Here is a 17,745-nt window from a genome sequence, read left to right on the forward strand (position 1 = left end):
GCGGCTCACAGGCCGAAGCGGCCGAGCCACGGGACCAGCGCGTCGAGCGCCGGCGCCTCGATCTCGGGCGGCTCGGCACCTGCAACGAGCGGCAGACCGATGTGGTTATGCCAGTATGTCCGCAAACCGACGGCGGGGGTGCCGAACATGTCGTAGCTGGAGCCGGCCACGAATGCGGCTTCGTGCGCCTGCACGCCGAGTTGCGCGAGCGCGAGCCGGTACGGTTGCGGGTCGGGTTTGTAGACGCCGGCCTGTTCGGCGGTCACGATCGCATCCCAGCGGACCGGGAAAATGTTGGCCGCCTGCGCGCCCAGGCGGGTGGAGCAATTGGTGACGATCGCGAGCTTGCAGTGCGGTTCGAGCGCGCGCAATGCGTCGATTGCGCCGGGCCAGGGCTTCAGTGCCAGCCAGTGCGCTTCGAGTGCGAACGCGGCGGATTCGTGCAGGCCGACTTGCGCGGCGGCTTCGCGCACCAGTTGCTCATACGCGATGTAGCGGCCGCAGCCATAGGTCAGGCGCAGATAAGCGGCCCGCCATGCGCGGCCCGCCTGCTCGGAACCGGCGGCGTGGTTCCATGAGGTCCAGGAGTCGAGCAGGGCGGTGAGCAGGTCGAAGCGGACCGCTTTCGGAAACGCGGCAGGCAATGATAGGGCAGTCATGATTTCACCGCTGGGGAGATGAGCCGATTATAGAAGTCAGTCCGCACGCGGGCGTTTAGCTGGGTTAATTCATAGTTTCAGTGAGACTGAATATAGGTCGCCGTGCATGGAGTCGCCCGCTCAACGCCGCCACGGCGGCAGCGGCCTGAACCGGCTCTGCAAGTACTGCATGAAATGCCGGGTGCGCGCCGGCAGACCCGCGCGCTGATGCGTGAGCGCCATCACGTTGGCGTCCGGCGCCTTCCATCCAGGCAACAAACGCACGAGCCGGCCTTTCGCGATGTCGTCGGCTACGTCCCATTCGGAGCGCAGGATCACGCCGCGGCCTTCGCAGGCCCACTGGCGGATCACGTCGCCGTCGTTGCAGCTCAGGTGGGCGGACACGCGCACGCTGCGGCGCGTGCGCCCCTTGCTGAACTGCCAGAGCGAGACATCTTCGTTGTTCTCGCGCAGCACGATGCAGGGCAGCCGGCTCAACGCGTCCGGCGAGTCCGGCGCGCCCAGCCGTTTGAGCAGCGCAGGCGCCGCGCAGACGAAGCGGGCATTCGGCGCGACCGTGTAGCCGACCAGATTCGACAGCGGCAGCTCGCCGATATGCACGACGATATCGAAGCGATCCATCGTCTCGGTCAAAGGCCGGTCCGAGAGCGTGAGCGCGACGTCGATATCCGGGTTCTGTTGGTGGAAGTCGCCGATCACGGGCGCGAGGTGGCGTCGGCCGAATCCCAACGGCGCGTTGATTTTCAGCGTGCCGACGAGGCCGCCCCGGCGCCTTTGCAAGTCTTCGAACAACGCGTCGAATTGCTCGACGAGTTCGGCGCCCCGTTCGCACAGCAGCATGCCTTCGTCGGTGAAGTGCAGGCGGCGCGCGCTGCGGTTCACCAGTTGCGCGCCCAGTTTCTTTTCCAGTTGCTGAAGGCGCTGTGTGATCGCCGACGGCGACAGCCCCAGCTTGCGCGCCGCGGCGATCAGGCTGCCACTTTCGCGGAGGGTCAACAGGAACCGGATATCGGCCGAATCGTTCATGTCAGCGACGTGTGAGGGCGGGAGTCTGGCAGCATAATGCGTTTGGCTGCGCTGTTCCATGGCCGCGCGCTGCGTGCCCGACGCGAATGCGTCCGGCATCGCAGGGTAAAGTGATGTTTCCGTCATGCAGCCGACAGCTCGAACCGCTACAGTATCAGCCGCCCTGGCGTGGCTCGGGCAGCGCCCGCTTTCCGTCGAATCGTTGTCGCTTACATTTGAAGAGAAGTCTCATGCCGTTGTCACAAGAGCCCTCAGGCGGCCCGTCAGGCGCCAGGCCGAACGATGCTGCGAGCAAAAGTGCCCTGAAACAGGCGGTATTTCTGCACACCGGCTGGCGCAGCGCGGGAACCTGGGTCTGGTCGCGGCTGCGCGAACTCGACACGGCGACCGGTTTTTATGAACCGCTAAGCAACGTGCTCGCCGAACTGAGCCTCGCCGATGTTGCTGCGTCGCGTCCCACGCTGACCTCGGGGCATCCGCCGCTCGCCGCGCCGTACTTCGACGAGTACCGGCCGTTCCTCGAACAAAATGCGCGTGGAGTCGCGGGCTATAGCAAGCGTTTCAGCGTCGATCGCTTCGCGAGCGTGCCGGATGCGGAATTCCCGGCTTTGCAGGCCTACTTGCGCAATCTGTGCGAGCGCACTGTCGAACAGCGCCGCGTGCCGGTATTCAAGTTCTGTCGCTCGTCGGGCCGGATGCCGTGGTTGAAGGCCGCGTTTGCGCAGGCGATGCACGTGGGCGTACTGCGCAATCCCGCGTCGCAGTTCGCGTCGGGGTGGCTACTCAGTCAGCAATGGAGCAATCCATTTTTCGTCGCCGCGCCGTTTCGCGTGCTGGGTCTGAATCAGTCGGACCCGCTGGTCAGGCAGGCGCTCGACGTTTGCGGCGTGAGCTTGCCGCCGGTGGCGTCGATGTCGGACGATGCCTATGCGATGGCGTGCGAGCAGTTTGCGGGCACGGCGGAAGGCAATAACGCGTATCGGGCGTTCATCGCGTTGTGGATTCTGTGCGCGCTGCGCATCACGGAAGGTGTCGACCTGCTGGTCGACATCGACCGGCTCGGGCAGTCGCGCGACTACGCGGCTGGCTTGCGCGCCGCGTTCGAGACGCAGAGCGGCTTGTCGCCCGACTTCGGCAACGCCCGCGACCTGGTCGAAGAAACGCGGCGCAGCGCACCGCGCATGGCCGGGATCGATGGACGCGCGATGCGCACCGTGCATTCCGCCGCGCTGAAATTCCTGAAAGCGCAGAGCGGTGTCGACGCGGGTCTCGTCGATGTGGTCCGCGAGAAGATGGTGCTGGCCAACGAACTGACCGACCCATGGCGCTGAGGGTGGCACGTGGATGCGGCGCGCCGGCCGCCCTCGTGCAAACATGCTCGCCATGCCGCGCCGCGTGCGGTCGAGGCGACCGTACGCGGCGTCATGCCGCGCCGGTACTACGCGGCCTTCGACACGGCCGCCCGCAGCCCGAGCAGATAACTATCGACGCCGAAGCCGCAAATCTTTCCTTTGACGATCTCCGCAAACACGGATTGATGCCGGAACGCTTCCCGCGCGTGAATGTTCGACATGTGGATCTCGACCACCGGCACCACCAGAATTGCCAGCGCATCGCGAATACCGTAGCTGTAATGGGTCCACGCGCCTGCATTGATCAGCACGCCGTCGACGTTATCGGTGAAAGCCTGGTGAATGCGCTCGCACATGTCGGCTTCACTGTTGGTCTGAAAACTCTCCACCTTGACGCCCAGCTCCTTGCCCAGCGCCTGGAGTTTGCTATCGATCTCGGCCAGCGTGATGGTGCCGTATTGCGCCGGATCGCGCTTGCCGAACATATTGTGGTTGATGCCGTGCAGCATCACGAACGTTTTCATTGAGCATCCCTGAAGAATGAATTGAACAGCGCAAGACTGGTGGATTCAGTGAGCCGAGGCGGTGGCAGGCATCGTGTCGACGACCGATCCCGCGTTGGCCGCCTCGACGATCGCCTCGGTGATACGCAGATTCTGGAAGCCGTCGCGGGCACTGACGAGCGGCTTGGCTTCGCGCCGGATCACGCGTGCGAAATGTTCGAGCTGAAGCCTGAGCGGATCGTCGCGAGTCAACGCGGCGACGCTCTCGTCGAACGGCTTCCACCACGAACGGTCCTCGGCTTTGGCATAGGTTTTCAGGCGCATCGTCGGCACCGAGAGCGAGCCGAACGTGCCCGCGATCACGTAGCAATCTTCGTCCGGATAGGTCGGGTAGGCCTTGTTTTCCCGCGACGTCTGTTCCCAGCTGCGCGCACACGCGGCGGTGTCCGACAGCATGAAGCTGCCGAGCGCGCCGCTCGCAAAACGCAGATTGATCGCCACCGTGTCCTCGACCGGAAAGCCGCGCGTCGCATGCGATGAAAAAGCCTGCACGGCGACGATATCGCCGCACAGCATGCGTAGGTTGTGCACTTCGTGAATCATGTTCAGCAGAATCGGGCCGCCGCCTGGCTTGCACCGCCAATCGGCGTCGGCGAAATACTGGTCCGGCTTGAAAAACACCGCGCTGCCCATCACCGCGACGAGCTTGCCGAGCCGGCCTTCGTCGATCAACTGCCGCGCACGCGCCATGATCGGACTGTGCGCGCGGTGGTGGCCGATCAGCAAGGGCACGCCGCTGCGCTCCACTTCAGCGACGAGCGCTTGCGCTTCCTCCACGGTCGAGGCGATCGGCTTTTCGAGCAGCGCCGGCATGCCGGCCGCCAGGCAGGTCAACGCATGCTCCACATGAAGCTGGTTCGGCGTCGCGAGGATCACGCCGTCGGGACGATCCCGTTCGAGCAGTTCGCCGAGCGTCCTGTAGAGTGGCACGCCGGCCTCGGCGGCGAGCACCGCGGCGGCCGGCGACGGGTCGACGATCGCCGCCAGCGCGCACGTGCCGCTCTGTTGCGCGACGGCCATGTGAGCGCGGCCGATGTAGCCCGCGCCGGCCACGGCGATCCGGATTCTGTCCATGAAGCGTGTCCTCGTTGGCGGCGATGAGCGGCGTCAGGCAGTGCTTACGCGACGGCTTTCTTTGACTCGGCCATTGTCTCGGCGCGCAGCGCTTCGTAGCTGTGCTTGTCGATCGGCACCGCGTTGGGTTGGCCCAGATCGCTTAGCTTGACCCGGTAGTTTTCGCGTGCGCTCCATGCCGTCACCGCCGCAATCACCGTGATGCCGAACGTGATCGAGCCGATGGTGAGCGGAATGTTGTTCGACCCGGGCGGCGCGACGTAGGCGAACAGCGCCGGCAGTAGCGCGGTGATCGTGGTGCCGATGTTCTGGCCGATCGCCATGGCGGAGACGCGCGAGCGGGTCGGGAACAGCTCCGGAAAGAAGCTCGGGAAGATCGCGTTATAGCCCTGGTAGACGATGCCCCACATGAGGATCGACATGACGATCGCGAGCGGCACGTTCCTGATACTGATCGCGTAGAGGTAGCCGAACGACAGCAGCCCTGAGCCGAGTGCGCCGACGATGATCGGCAGACGCCGGCCGATGCGGTCCGACAGATTGCCCACGAACGGAATCACCAGCACGGCGACAATGTTGCCAATCACCGGAATCCACAGATAGACGCTCTTCGAGAAGCCGATGCCGTACGACGCCTGCACCGCATACGCCGCGCCGAAGATGGTGGCGACCACGGGAATCACGTTCATCAGCGCGCAGCCGACCACGCGCAGCATATCCCCCCAGTTGTAGCGGAAGGCTTCGACGATCGGCGATTTCGGTACGTTGCCGCTGGCGTCTTCTTTCTCGAAGGCGGGCGTTTCATGCACTTCGCGGCGAATGATGTAGCCGGCGATCAGCACGACCGCGCTGAGCAGGAACGGAATCCGCCAGCCCCATGAGTTGAACGTGCTGTCATCCATGAAGTAGGCGAGCGGCAGGAACACGGCCGCGGCGAGAATCTGGCCGGCCTGCACGCCTTGCAGCGTGAAGCTCGCGTAATAGCCGCGCCGTCCGAATGGCGCGTGTTCGAGAATCATCGAACTCGCGCCCGAGATTTCGCCGGCGACCGCGAAGCCCTGGATCAGACGCAGGATCACCAGCATGACCGGAGCGAGCAGGCCGACGGAATGGTAGGTGGGCAGAAAGCCGACCGCCATGGTCGAGAAGCCCATCAGGAACATGCAGACGAGCAACACGTTCTTGCGGCCGTGGGTGTCGCCCCAATGGCCTAGCACGATCGCGCCGATCGGGCGGGCGACGTAACCGACGCCATAGGTTGCGAGCGACGCGACGATCGCGATCTTCGGGTTGCTCGATGGAAAGAACAACTGCGGGAAGATCAGCGCGGCCGCCTGAGCATAGATGAAGAAATCGTAGTACTCGAGCGCCGAGCCGATCCAGCCGCTAGCGGTTGCTTTGCGAGCCTGCGAGCGGTGCTCGTGGGTGCTCGCCGATGCGTTCGTTTCCATGTCGTCTCCTGAACAGAAATGTTTTCTATCAGCTTTCTATGGCTGACTCATTTGCGTACTGAAACCAAAACTATGCAAGCCAGGACTTTCCTGGACTGGCGCAACCTGCTGTGACCTGCTGTGACCGACGATGACATCGTGCCGGCAGTCTGTCGGGTTGCCGCAGTGCGGCATCCGCTTCAAAGCTGGTCGGCGCCGAGGGTTAACCAGCAATTCGGAGTCCCGGACAATCCGCCAGATCTGCTTTGGCTTGCCCGAGCCATTCGTTACGGCTAGGGTAATGTGCTTCCGCACCGACACAATGCGACCAGATGGAAAATCAGAATGCGCTCACAGCCAGCAATGAATCTTTCCTGCGCGATCTCCAATTGTTCTGCAACATCGCGCGGCGCGGCAGTTTCGTGGCGGCGTCGACCGAAATGGGTTTGTCTCCCTCGCATGTGAGCAAGCGGATCGCGATGCTCGAGGCCAGTCTCGGCGTCAAGCTGTTTCAGCGCACCACGCGCCGCGTCAGCGTGACGAGCGATGGCGAAGCGGCCTTGCAATGGGCGCAGAAAATCCTCGACGACGTGCAGGGCATGGCCGACGCGTTCGCCGACCGGCGCACCGAGTTGCGCGGTTTGCTGCGCATCAGCACGAGTCTGCGCCTCGGGCGCAAACACGTGTCGCCGATTCTCGCGATGCTGCGCGAGCGTCATCCGAATCTCGAGATCTGGCTGGAGTTGCTGGACCGCCGCGCGGATCTGGTCGGCGAGAACTTCGACATCGACGTGCGCGTGGGCGAAGTGCAGGAGCCGCATCTGATCGCGCACAAGATGGTGGAGAGCACGCGGATTCTCTGCGCGTCGCCGGCTTATCTCGAACGGCACGGGGCGCCGGCCGACCTGAGCGACCTGGCGCAGCACGACTGTCTCTTGTTTCGCGGCCGCGACGATCGCTTCGGTGTCTGGCGGCTGAGCGGGCCGAATGGCGAAAAGAGCGTGAAGGTGACCGGCACGGTCGCGTCGAATCTCAGCGACATCGTCGTGCAGTGGGCCAAGGACGGCTATGGGGTGGTGATGGTGTCGATCTGGGATGTGGCCGAAAGCCTGCGCGCCGGCGAATTGGTGCGGGTGTTGCCCGACTACCAGCAGTCCGCCGATGTGTGGGCGGTGACGGCGGAACGGCTGTCGTCGTCGGCGCGCATCCAGGTCTGCATCGAGTTCCTCAGGGAGCAGTTGACGTGCGGGCCGTATGCGCTGGTGACACGGGGGGTGGGCGGGTTTTGAGGGGACGCTGCCTCGACACCTACGCTCCAATACAGTTGCCACGCAGAAAACAACACAGTGAGGCGCGGTTCTGTTGCGCTGTATCGGGAATATGACGGACACCGTCGATACAGTTGGGCCAGTTTCGATCAAGCCCGGCCGGCAAGCGGAGCGCCGCTCGCATGCTGTGCGACATCGTCCGGTCTTTTTGCCCGCGCCCGGTGGCGATGCACCGCGGCCTTCTCCGAACCCGAGGTAAGACATGAACGCAGTGAACGAACAAGCGAAGCTGTCGGTGCAGCAGTTGGGTCATTACATCGGCGGCGTCTTGGTTGCGCCGACGAGCGGCCGCTTCAAGGACGTCTTCAATCCCGCGACCGGCGAAGTGACCGGCTCCGTGGCGATGGCATCGGTCGAGGAAGTGGGCGCGGCCGTCAGCGCAGCGCGAGCCGCGTTTCCCGCCTGGAGCGAAACCGCGCCGCTCAAGCGCGCGCGCATTCTGTTCAAGTTCAAGGAGCTGTTGAACCAGCATCACGACGAACTCGCGATGCTGATCACGCGCGAACACGGCAAGGTGTTCACGGACGCGCAAGGTGAGGTGGTGCGCGGCATCGAAGTGGTCGAGTTCGCGTGCGGCATCCCGAACCTGTTGAAGACCGACTTCACCGACCAGATCGGCGGTGGCATCGACAACTGGAACCTGCGCCAGCCGCTCGGCGTGGTCGCCGGCATCACGCCGTTCAATTTTCCGGTGATGGTGCCGATGTGGATGTTCCCGATCGCGCTGGCGTGCGGCAATACGTTCGTGCTGAAGCCGTCGGAACGCGACCCGTCGGCTTCGCTGCGCATCGCTGCGTTGCTGAAGGAAGCCGGTCTGCCTGACGGCGTGTTCAACGTCGTGAACGGCGACAAGGTGGCCGTGGATGCGCTGATCGAACATCCCGACGTCGCGGCGCTGTCGTTCGTGGGCTCCACGCCGATCGCCGAATACATTCACACGCAAGCATCGAAGCACGGCAAGCGTGTGCAGGCGTTGGGCGGCGCGAAGAATCACCTGGTGGTGATGCCGGACGCCGATCTCGACCAGGCGGTCGATGCATTGATCGGCGCGGCCTATGGTTCGGCGGGCGAGCGTTGCATGGCGATCTCGGTGGCGGTGGCGGTCGGCGAGGTCGCCGATCAGCTGATCGAGCGGCTGGTGCCGCGCGTCAAGGCGCTCGTCATCAGGAACGGCGAGCATCTCGACGCCGAGATGGGACCGTTGGTTACCGCCGAACATAAGGCCAAGGTGGCGGGTTATATCGCGTCGGGCGAGGCGGAAGGCGCGCAGCTGATCGTCGACGGCCGCGCGCATCCGGTGGCGGACGAAGCGGGCTTCTTCATCGGCGGTACGCTGTTCGACCGTGTCGGCACGCAGATGAAGATCTACAAGGAAGAGATCTTCGGCCCGGTGCTCGCGGTGGTGCGCGTCCCCGACTTCGCGAGCGCCGTCGAGCTGATCAACGCGCACGAGTTCGGCAATGGCGTGTCGCTCTTCACTTCCGATGGCGGTGTCGCGCGCGCGTTCGGGCGGCAAATTCAGGTGGGCATGGTCGGCATCAACGTGCCGATTCCGGTGCCGATGGCATGGCACTCGTTCGGCGGCTGGAAGCGGTCGCTGTTCGGCGATCACCATGCATACGGCGAAGAGGGCGTGCGCTTCTATACGCGCTACAAGAGCATCATGCAGCGCTGGCCGGACAGCATCGCGAAGGGCGCCGAGTTCACGATGCCGGTGGCGAAATAGGCCGGCGCGGCGGCATTGCCGCCGCTGTTGCCGCTCTTGAAAAGGTAAAGCCGCGCCTGAATTTTGAGGCGGGGCGTTTTTGTCGAGGCGGTAAAGGTGCTCCGACGTTCAGACGCTGGATGAAGTGTCCTCTTCCGCTTCGTTCAACGCGGCGTTGCGGACCGCGGCAACGGGACCGACATAGTTCGAAGCCGCAGACGAAGCGGCGGCAGCCGGCTGTGGATCGTCGATGCTGTAGCGCAGCCGTCGCCCCTCGACAAACACCCGCAACTGGGGGTATTTCACCAGATACAGCAAGCCGACCAGCGCCGCCGCGAAACCCGATGCGGCGCCCACGCCGAGCGCCCAGCGCGGGCCGAAGCGGTCCGCCACCCAGCCGACGACCGGCGCGCCGAGCGGCGTGCCGCCCAGCGCGATAGCCAGCAGGATCGCGATCACGCGGCCGCGCATCGCGGGTTCGGTCGAGAGTTGCACGAGGCTGTTGGTGGACGTGGTGAAGGTTTGCGTACATACGCCGATCACCACGAGCATCATGCCGAACAGCACGTAGTTCGGCATCACCGCCGCGGCCGCGCAACCCACGCCGAAGATCGCGGCCGCGCCGAGCAGCAGCGCCATCCGCGGTTTCGCGCGGCGCGCGGCGAGCAATGCGCCCGTCACCGAGCCGATCGCCATCGTCGAACTCAACACGCCGTATTGACTGGCGCCCGCATGAAACGCGGTGACCGACATCGTCGAAATGAAGATCGGGAAGTTCAGTCCGAACGTGCCGATCAGGAACAGCATCAGCAATGCCGCTTTCAGATCGGGACGCGTCCACACATACTTGAAGCCTTCCACGAAGCTGCCGCGTGAACGTATCGCGCGGGGCTTCTGATGCAATTCGCCGAGCCGCAGCATGCGCAGCGAACCGAGCACGGCGACGAAAGAAAGCGCGTTGATCAGAAACACCCAGCCTGTGCCCACCGACGCGATCAGCAGGCCGGCCACCGCAGGCCCGATCATGCGCGCGGCGTTGAACGAGGTGGAATTCAGTCCGACAGCGTTGGCCAGATCGCGTTCGCCGACCAGATCGGACACGAAGGTCTGGCGCGCGGGGGAATCGAAAGCGGTGACGCAGCCGAGCAGTCCCGCGAATACATAGACCTGCCAGAGCTGCACGAGTCCCGTCACGGTCAGAAGACCGAGGGCCAGCGCCAGCGAACCCATTGCCGCCTGAGTGGCGAACAGCAGCTTGCGGCGGTCGAAGTGATCGGCCGCATAGCCGGTGAGCGGCAGCAGCAGCATTTGCGGCCCGAATTGCAACGACATCACGATACCCACGGCGGTCGCATTGTGATGCGTCAGCTCCGTCAGTACGAGCCAGTCTTGCGCCGTGCGCTGCATCCACGTACCGACGTTGGAGACGATCGCGCCGCTCGCCCAGACCCGGTAATTGAAGTTTCGCAGCGAACGGAATGTGCCTGTCACCGGAGGGTTTCCCTTTGAAGCGAGCGGGCGGCGTATGAGCGCAAGGGCCCGCTCGTGCGCATGGTTATGCGCGCGTGCTTTCGAGCAGGTCGAGCACTTCCTGCGTCGTGCCGGTTTCACCGAGGCGCGGGAAGATGCGCGTGATGCTGTTGGTGTGCGCGTCCGGATTCAGGTCGGTCATCGAGTCGACCACGAGCGTGACGTTCAGTCCGAGTTCGCTCGCGTAACGCGCGGTGGATTCGACGCCGATGCTGGTCGCAATGCCGACCAGCACCACTTGCGTGACGCCTTGCTCGCGCAGATACGCTTCGAGATCCGTGTTCGTGAACGCGCCCCAGGTGCGCTTGGTGACCAGATGGTCCGACGGCTGTTGCTTCAGTTCGGGCAGGAGGTCTGCGAAGCCGGCGGGGAAGTCGCCGGTGTGGCGGCCCTGATCCGTGCGGCCCGGTGCGCCCCCGACGACGTTGACGAGCACCACCGGCAGCCCGTGGCGGCGGAACGCGTCGAGCAGCCTGACCGAGCGTTGGACGATTTCACCCGACGGGTGAACCGTGGGCAGCGCGACGATGCCGCGCTGCAAATCGATGACGACCAGCGCGGTCTTTGCATCGAGAGTAGTGAGTGCCATGGTGTGCTCCTGCGAGTTACGAGTCGATCAGGCGTTTGAGCAAGTCGACGCCGATTGCGAGCTGTTTCTGCTCGGCCGCCGAAAAGCGGGTCTGAATGGTGCGGAATAGCCAGTCTTCGCGCGCGGCCCGGCTCGCCTTGATCTTCTTGCGAAAGGCTGGGGTGAGGGAGAGAACCGTCTGCCGGCCGTCGTTCGGGTCGGGTGCGCCGGTCACGAATCCGGCGGCTTTCAGTGCCGAAAGCGTTTCGCCCATGGATTGCGGGCGCATGCCCTGAGCGCGGGCGAGCGAGGTGACCGTGGCCGCACCTTCGCGCTCCAGCAGGGCGAGCACCTGCATCTGCGAAGGCGTGAAGTCGCCCACATGGGACTCTTCGCGCAGACGGCGGCGCAGCTTGACGCCCAACACACGCAGGTCTTCGGCCAATGCGTGCAGTGCATCGGCTGTGGCCGGGGTGTCGTTCTTGCTCATGCGATGACTGGATATGAAGGCTACCTGAGAAGGCTACCTTCATATCTGTTCCAGGTCAAGTTGACGGCGCCCGTATGGGCATCGCGCCCCGCACAACGCGGGGAGGAGGGCGGCGCTTTCAGTCCGCGTGCAGGCGCCGCTGGTACAGGCGCCACAGCGCGCCGCACAGCAGCATTGCGCCGCCGAGCAGGATGCCCAGCAGAACGAACGAACTCATGTGCTCGCGCACGATCGGCACATTGCCGAACAGGAAGCCGGCGGCCATCAGCGAGACGACCCAAAGGGCCGCGCCGGCGCTGACCAGCCACACATAACGCGAGAACGTCATGCGCGAGACGCCCGCGACGAACGGCGCGAACGTGCGCACGACGGCGATGTACGGCGACAGCAGAAAGGTCAGGCCGCCGCGCGCCTCGCTGAACGCGTGCGCTTTACGCAGCGCATGGTGGTTCAGCCAGCGATAGTTGGCGGAATAGACCTTCTCGCCGACCGCGCGGCCTAGCCCATAACCGACGATGCTGCCCGTCACCGTCGCGACGAACAGCACGGGCGCCACGATCCACGCATTCAACGCGCCCGTGGCCGCGAGTGCGCCGCAAATGAAGATCAGCGGATCGCCCGGCAGGAAGAACAGAGGCAGGAAGCCATATTCGACGAACACGACGACAAACAGCAGCGCGTACACCGCGGTGCCGAATTGCTCGATCAGCGTCATCAGGTGCTGATCGAGGTGCAGGGCGATCTGGAATAGATTCAGGAGGTCCATGGCGGGCCGAAGGGCGATCCGATGTCTGGAGTGTAGTCCTGTGAGGGCATGCGCAGTGGTTTTTGCCTGTTTCGCACGTGACGTGTCCCGCCTGTCTCACTTGCCCATTCGCCGGCCGGGATGCCAATATCGGGGCATGTCTTCGACCATGCCGGCCAGCATGTGGTCGCCCCTGGCCAGCGCGCACTCAGGAACGTCATGCAACACACCGCCACTGTTACCTTCCGTTTTGCGTTGCCGCACGAAGCGGACGCGATTCGCGCGATCGAATTCGAAGCAGGCGAGCGTTTCGTCAGCGTAGGCATGGCCGGCATTGCCGATGCTCCGCCGATGGCGCGGGAGTTCGTCGAGCGCAAGATCGCAGCGCGCGAGATCCTGATCGCCGTGGACGCCGATGCAACATGCGCCGGCTTCGTGATGTTCGAGCCGCAGCCCGCGTGCATCTATGTTCAGGAACTCGACGTGCTCACTTCGCATGCGGGACGGCGCATCGGCGCGGCGCTGCTCGAACAGGTCGCGCAACTCGCGCGCATGCGGCAACTGCCGCAACTCATCCTGTCGACGTATCGCGATGTGCCGTGGAATGCGCCGTACTACCGGCGGCTTGGGTTTCGCGATATCGCGCAAGTCGAACTCGACGCGGCGTTGATCGCGCGGCGCGACGCGCATATTGCGCGAGGACTCGACGAATCGAAGCGCGTGTTCATGCGGCGTGATCTTGGATGACGCGCGAGGTTTTCGGCGTGCAAAAGGAAACGCGGCGGGCGTGACCGACATATCGTTCAGTCACACCCGCCGCGTGTTTTACAGCGTATTCAGCGCTAGCCACCGCTGTTCATGCGCCGCCTCCATGCATCGGCGCATCGACCTGCGGCGCGCCGCCTGCTCATTCCACCGTTTCCAGCGTCGGATAATCGACGTAGCCGGTTTCGCCGCGCGCATAGTAAGTCGCCGGTTCCGGCTTGTTCAGCGGCGCATTCGTCGCGAAGCGGCGCACCAGATCCGGATTCGCAATGAACAGCTGACCCCATGCCACCGCGTCCGCTTCACCCGCGTCGAGCACCTGTTGCGCGGTTTCCTTGGTGAACTTTTCGTTCGCGATGTACGGGCCGCCGAATGCTTTCTTCAGTTGCGGGCCGAGGCGGTCGTCGCCGAGCGATTCGCGAGCGGCGATGAACGCGATCTTGCGATTGCCGAGTTCGCGGGCCACATAGCCGAACGTGCCAGCCGGGTCGGAATCGCCCATGGCGTGCGAGTCGCGGCGCGGCGCGAGATGCACGCCGACACGGTGCGCGCCCCACACGTCGATGCAGGCGTCGGTGATTTCGAGGAGCAGACGTGCGCGGTTTTCGACCGGGCCGCCGTACGCATCGGTGCGCTTGTTGGTGCTGTCCTGCAGGAACTGGTCGAGCAGATAGCCGTTCGCGCCGTGCACTTCGACACCGTCGAAACCTGCGGCCTTCGCGTTTTCCGCGCCTTTGCGGAACGCTTCGACCACGCCGGCGATTTCTTCGAGTTCCAGCGCGCGCGGCGTCACGTACGGACGTTCCGGACGCACCAGGCTCACGTAGCCCTTTGCCGCGATTGCGCTCGGCGCGACCGGCAGTTCGCCGTTCAGGAACAGCGGGTCCGAAATGCGGCCCACGTGCCACAGTTGCAGGAAGATCTTGCCACCGGCCCCGTGCACGGCGCTCGTGACGAGCTTCCAGCCTTCGACCTGTTCCTGCGACCAGATGCCCGGCGTTTCCGCATAACCGACGCCTTGCGGCGTGACCGAAGTGGCTTCGCTGATGATCAGACCGGCCGTTGCGCGCTCAGCGTAGTAGCGCGCCATCAGCGCGTTCGGCACGCGGATTTCTTCGGCGCGCTGACGCGTCAGGGGCGCCATGATGATGCGGTTGGACAACGTGATGTCGCCAATTTGCAGCGGATCGAAAAGAGTCGGCATAAGTTTTCACCTTTGGCGGCGGGCGCGGCCCGAGCCTGAAAAGATTGCGTGATGAAAGAAGCGCGGCGACGCGAATGACGCGTTCAGAGCCTGGCGTTCATATGTTCGAGGAACGCCTGGATGACGGGCTCGTTGCGTTTGAAAAACACCCATTGGCCGACCCGCTTCGACGTGACGAGCCCCGCGCGTTGCAAGGCCGCGAGGTGCGCCGACACGGTGGACTGCGACAGCCCGCAGCGCGCGTCGATCTTGCCCGCGCACACGCCGTGATCGAGTGGTAACTCCTGATCGGCAAAATGCGCGTGCGGTTCCCGCAGCCAGCCGAGAATCTCCCGGCGGACCGGGTTGGAAAGCGCTTTGTGAATCGCGTCGATATCGGGCTTCATTGGGTTGGCTTCAAGGTATTCGACAACGGGCAGGCGGGATGCCGGCCGGCATCGACGCATCTGCATCGCTACGGAACGAATCATATATCGGAATTTGACGATATGCGCGAAAGCACTACTGGCAATGGGGGTGATAGGTATGGACGTACAACAAGGTCTGTGCTTCCCGGATACTCGCCGAAGTATTCAAACAGGATGGCACTTTTTCAGGTCAGCGCGTTGCGTGACGGGCAACCGGCAGGCGGCAGCAGTTATTGATCAGGATACCGAATGTATTCGGTCGTTGTCCATCCGTGTTCGGTCAAGCTAGAAGCCCTCCTATTCCTCGACGTTGTGACGAGATAGATTCACGCCGCAAACGCGTGACTGAACTGCCGGGTCCGCTCGACCTCGTTGGTAAGCGTTGGTGCATTGAGGCGACGCTGAACACACGACGCCTCTTATCCCAAGCACTATCTGCCATGAACCTTACAGCGGACGGACTTCGGACATGCGCCGGCCAGCCTGTGATTGAGGACCGCCACGCCGATGGCTCCATTGGCCGGCAACCGGTTTCACTTTACCCAGTCAGCGCGCGCCGCACGCCATCATTATTCGCTGGCAGCGCATTATGATTTTCCATCTGGCCGCATTGTGTCGATGATTGGCAAGAGTACTCTCACATCCATTTACGATGCCTCTCCAACTCCGGCGCGGCCAATATCAGACAAATCATGAGACAACTCCAGCTGGCCGTTGCCGGCGCTGGCCTGATCGGCCGGCGTCACATCGACGGAGACGGCATCCAGCGTATTCATGGATATCGCAGCCGTCGCTACCATCGCTGCCATCGGGTAGAGTGGATTCGTTACTGACGCCGGGGAAAAATCATGCGCCGCACCATTGCCACCGTGTCGCTCAGCGGCACGCTGCCTGAGAAGCTCGAGGCCATTGCCGCCGCGCGTTTCGACGGCATCGAGCTGTTCGAAAACGACTTCGTCAACTACAAGGGTTCGGCCTCGCAAGTGCGAGCGATGGCGAGCGATCTCGGCCTGAGCATCGACCTGTACCAGCCGTTCCGCGATTTCGAGGGGATGCCCGACGCGCAGTTCCGGCGCAGCCTCGAGCGAGCCGAGCGCAAGTTCGACCTGATGCAGGCGCTGGATGTCTCGATGGTGCTGTGCTGCTCGAACACGTCGCCGCTCACCATCGACGACCCGGACCTCGCGGCGGCGCAGTTGCACGAGCTTGCCGGACGCGCGGCGGCGCGCAACCTGCGGGTCGGCTTCGAGGCGCTCGCCTGGGGGCGCGCGACGAACCTGTACGGGCAGGCGTGGGAGATCGTGCGGCGCGCCGATCATCCGCACCTCGGGCTGATCCTCGACAGCTTCCATACGCTGTCGCTGAAGGACGACCCGGCCGGCATCGCCGGGATTCCCGGGCACAAGATCTTCTTTCTGCAAATGGCGGATGCGCCGCTGCTCTCGATGGACGTGCTGCAGTGGGCCCGGCATTACCGCTCGTTCCCCGGCCAGGGCCAGTTCGACATGGCGACCTTCCTTGAACAGGTCTTGCTGGCCGGCTATACCGGGCCGTTGTCGCTGGAGATCTTCAACGACATCTTCCGCGAAACGCCTAATCGCCGCATCGCAGTCGATGCGATGCGCTCGCTGCTCTATCTGGAGAGCCAGGTGCGCGAGCGGCTCGAGCATCCCGCGCCGCCCGACGGCAAGCCGGACCACGCGAAATACGCGGAGCAGCGCGCCCGAGTGCTGCAACGCATCGAACTGTACAGCCCGCCGCCGCTACCGGAGATTGCCGGGCTGTCATATATCGAATTCGCGGCGGACGAGGCGTCGGCCGAACAGTTCGACACACTCCTGCAGCAACTCGGCTTTCGCCGCGCGGGCCGGCATCGGTCCAAGGCAGTGGCGCTGTACCGGCAAGGGGACATCAATCTGATCGTCAACGCCCAGCCGAACTCGTTCGCGCGATCGCGTTTCGAAACGCATGGCTTGTCGGTCTGCGCGCTCGCCGTGCGCACCGCGGACCCGGAAGGCGCGGTCGGCCGCGCAACGGCGATGCAGTCCAAGCGCTACGACGGCCCCATTGGTCCGTACGAGCAGCGCGTGCCCGCGGTCATCTCGCCGGGCGGCAGCCTCGTGAGCTTCGTGTCGTCGGCGCTCGGTCCGAATGGCCTTTACGAGGCCGATTTCGTGCTCGACGACGAACCCGATTCGGCCGCTCAAGGCGTCGGACTGCAACAGATCGACCATGTCGCGCTCGGCCTCGCGGTCGATCAGCTGGACACATGGATTCTGTTCTCGCGCGCCGTGCTCGGCCTGGAGCCGGGCGAGAGCCTCGAACTGGCCGATCCGTTCGGGCTCGTGCGCAGCCGCGGCGTCGCCAACGCGGATCGCAGCATGCGCCTCGTGCTCAATGTGTCGCCGGGACCGGGAACGCGCACCGCACGGTCGGTGGCGGCCGGCGGTGGCGTCACGGTTCACCACATCGCGCTGAACTGCCACGACATCTTCGACACCGTCGCGCGAATGAGGGCTAACGGCGCGCGCTTCGTGCCCATCTCCGCGAACTACTACGACGATCTGATCACGCGCATCGACCTCGATGAAAATCTGGTGGCGCGCATGCGCGATGCCGGCATATTGTTCGACCGGTCCCCGGCCGGCGACTATTTTCACATTTACACCGAGAGCTTCAACGACGGTCTCTTCTTCGAAGTCGTGCAACGCGTGAATGCGTATGACGGGTACGGTGCGACCAATGCGCCGGCGCGGATGGCGTCACAGGCGCAACGCGGCGCCTGAACGCTTCACGCGGATCTTGACGGACCCGCTCGGGGGCGCCGGCCGGCGCCCCCGCTGCGTTGCGCTTGCCCTGCAAGCCGCGCGAACCACCCCGCCGGAAAGTGCGGATGAGC

Annotated in this window: 17 protein-coding genes; 5 read left to right on the forward strand and 12 right to left on the reverse strand. The window is 64.2% G+C overall.

Going from position 1 to position 17,745, the window contains the following annotated elements; translation table 11 throughout:
- Positions 1–5: 5 nt before the first annotated feature.
- Both PQR02_RS05820 and PQR02_RS05825 read right to left on the reverse strand, forming a co-directional pair.
- Entirely contained in the window at positions 6–659 is a 654-nt protein-coding gene (locus PQR02_RS05820) for an HAD-IA family hydrolase (RefSeq protein ID WP_408226796.1), read from the reverse strand.
- 120 nt (positions 660–779) lie between these two features.
- Positions 780–1,685, reverse strand: a complete 906-nt coding sequence (locus PQR02_RS05825; RefSeq protein WP_408226799.1) for a LysR family transcriptional regulator — start codon at positions 1,683–1,685, stop codon at positions 780–782.
- A gap of 230 nt (positions 1,686–1,915) precedes the next feature.
- Between PQR02_RS05825 and PQR02_RS05830 the strand changes: the two genes are divergently transcribed.
- Positions 1,916–3,016 (forward strand): hypothetical protein, encoded by a 1,101-nt coding sequence (locus tag PQR02_RS05830; protein ID WP_408226802.1) that lies wholly within the window; start codon positions 1,916–1,918, stop codon positions 3,014–3,016.
- Positions 3,017–3,123: 107 nt separating this feature from the next.
- On the opposite strand, the gene aroQ is transcribed toward PQR02_RS05830, so the two are convergent.
- Genes aroQ through PQR02_RS05845 form a run of 3 tightly spaced genes read right to left on the reverse strand, consistent with a single transcriptional unit; the run spans position 3,124 to position 6,125 of the window.
- Entirely contained in the window at positions 3,124–3,561 is a 438-nt protein-coding gene (gene aroQ, locus PQR02_RS05835) for a type II 3-dehydroquinate dehydratase (protein ID WP_408226805.1), read from the reverse strand.
- A 45-nt stretch (positions 3,562–3,606) separates the two neighbouring features.
- Positions 3,607–4,674, reverse strand: coding sequence for a Gfo/Idh/MocA family protein (locus PQR02_RS05840; RefSeq protein WP_408226808.1), 1,068 nt, complete (start codon positions 4,672–4,674; stop codon positions 3,607–3,609).
- A gap of 44 nt (positions 4,675–4,718) precedes the next feature.
- Positions 4,719–6,125, reverse strand: coding sequence for an MFS transporter (locus tag PQR02_RS05845; RefSeq protein ID WP_408226811.1), 1,407 nt, complete (start codon positions 6,123–6,125; stop codon positions 4,719–4,721).
- Positions 6,126–6,436: 311 nt separating this feature from the next.
- On the opposite strand from PQR02_RS05845, the gene PQR02_RS05850 reads away from it, so the two are divergent.
- A complete protein-coding gene (locus PQR02_RS05850; RefSeq protein WP_408226814.1) occupies positions 6,437–7,393 on the forward strand; it encodes a LysR family transcriptional regulator in 957 nt (318 codons plus the stop codon).
- 241 nt (positions 7,394–7,634) lie between these two features.
- Complete coding sequence (locus PQR02_RS05855) at positions 7,635–9,158, forward strand: CoA-acylating methylmalonate-semialdehyde dehydrogenase (protein WP_408226817.1); 1,524 nt, start codon at positions 7,635–7,637, stop codon at positions 9,156–9,158.
- 108 nt (positions 9,159–9,266) lie between these two features.
- On the opposite strand, the gene PQR02_RS05860 is transcribed toward PQR02_RS05855, so the two are convergent.
- From PQR02_RS05860 to PQR02_RS05875, 4 genes are all read right to left on the reverse strand, one after another.
- Positions 9,267–10,628 carry an MFS transporter gene (locus PQR02_RS05860; protein ID WP_408226820.1) on the reverse strand — a complete coding sequence of 454 codons (1,362 nt, stop codon included), beginning with the start codon at positions 10,626–10,628 and terminating at the stop codon, positions 9,267–9,269.
- A gap of 64 nt (positions 10,629–10,692) precedes the next feature.
- Complete coding sequence (locus tag PQR02_RS05865; RefSeq protein WP_408226823.1) at positions 10,693–11,256, reverse strand: isochorismatase family protein; 564 nt, start codon at positions 11,254–11,256, stop codon at positions 10,693–10,695.
- A 16-nt stretch (positions 11,257–11,272) separates the two neighbouring features.
- Positions 11,273–11,725: a MarR family winged helix-turn-helix transcriptional regulator gene (locus PQR02_RS05870; RefSeq protein WP_408226826.1), complete on the reverse strand. Its 453-nt coding sequence runs from the start codon at positions 11,723–11,725 to the stop codon at positions 11,273–11,275.
- Positions 11,726–11,843: 118 nt separating this feature from the next.
- A complete protein-coding gene (locus PQR02_RS05875; protein ID WP_408226829.1) occupies positions 11,844–12,491 on the reverse strand; it encodes a VTT domain-containing protein in 648 nt (215 codons plus the stop codon).
- Positions 12,492–12,689: 198 nt separating this feature from the next.
- On the opposite strand from PQR02_RS05875, the gene PQR02_RS05880 reads away from it, so the two are divergent.
- Positions 12,690–13,217, forward strand: coding sequence for a GNAT family N-acetyltransferase (locus tag PQR02_RS05880; RefSeq protein WP_408226832.1), 528 nt, complete (start codon positions 12,690–12,692; stop codon positions 13,215–13,217).
- 160 nt (positions 13,218–13,377) lie between these two features.
- On the opposite strand, the gene PQR02_RS05885 is transcribed toward PQR02_RS05880, so the two are convergent.
- The 3 genes from PQR02_RS05885 to PQR02_RS05895 all read right to left on the reverse strand — a co-directional run bounded on the left by PQR02_RS05885 (position 13,378) and on the right by PQR02_RS05895 (position 15,622).
- A complete protein-coding gene (locus PQR02_RS05885; protein ID WP_408226835.1) occupies positions 13,378–14,439 on the reverse strand; it encodes an alkene reductase in 1,062 nt (353 codons plus the stop codon).
- A gap of 83 nt (positions 14,440–14,522) precedes the next feature.
- Entirely contained in the window at positions 14,523–14,825 is a 303-nt protein-coding gene (locus PQR02_RS05890; protein ID WP_408226838.1) for an ArsR/SmtB family transcription factor, read from the reverse strand.
- A gap of 668 nt (positions 14,826–15,493) precedes the next feature.
- Entirely contained in the window at positions 15,494–15,622 is a 129-nt protein-coding gene (locus tag PQR02_RS05895; protein WP_408226841.1) for a hypothetical protein, read from the reverse strand.
- 72 nt (positions 15,623–15,694) lie between these two features.
- Between PQR02_RS05895 and PQR02_RS05900 the strand changes: the two genes are divergently transcribed.
- Positions 15,695–17,632, forward strand: coding sequence for a bifunctional sugar phosphate isomerase/epimerase/4-hydroxyphenylpyruvate dioxygenase family protein (locus PQR02_RS05900; protein WP_408226844.1), 1,938 nt, complete (start codon positions 15,695–15,697; stop codon positions 17,630–17,632).
- The last annotated feature ends 113 nt before the right edge of the window (positions 17,633–17,745 follow it).

Source organism: Paraburkholderia sediminicola, from assembly GCF_046026895.1.
Classification (GTDB): Bacteria; Pseudomonadota; Gammaproteobacteria; order Burkholderiales; family Burkholderiaceae; genus Paraburkholderia; species Paraburkholderia sediminicola_C.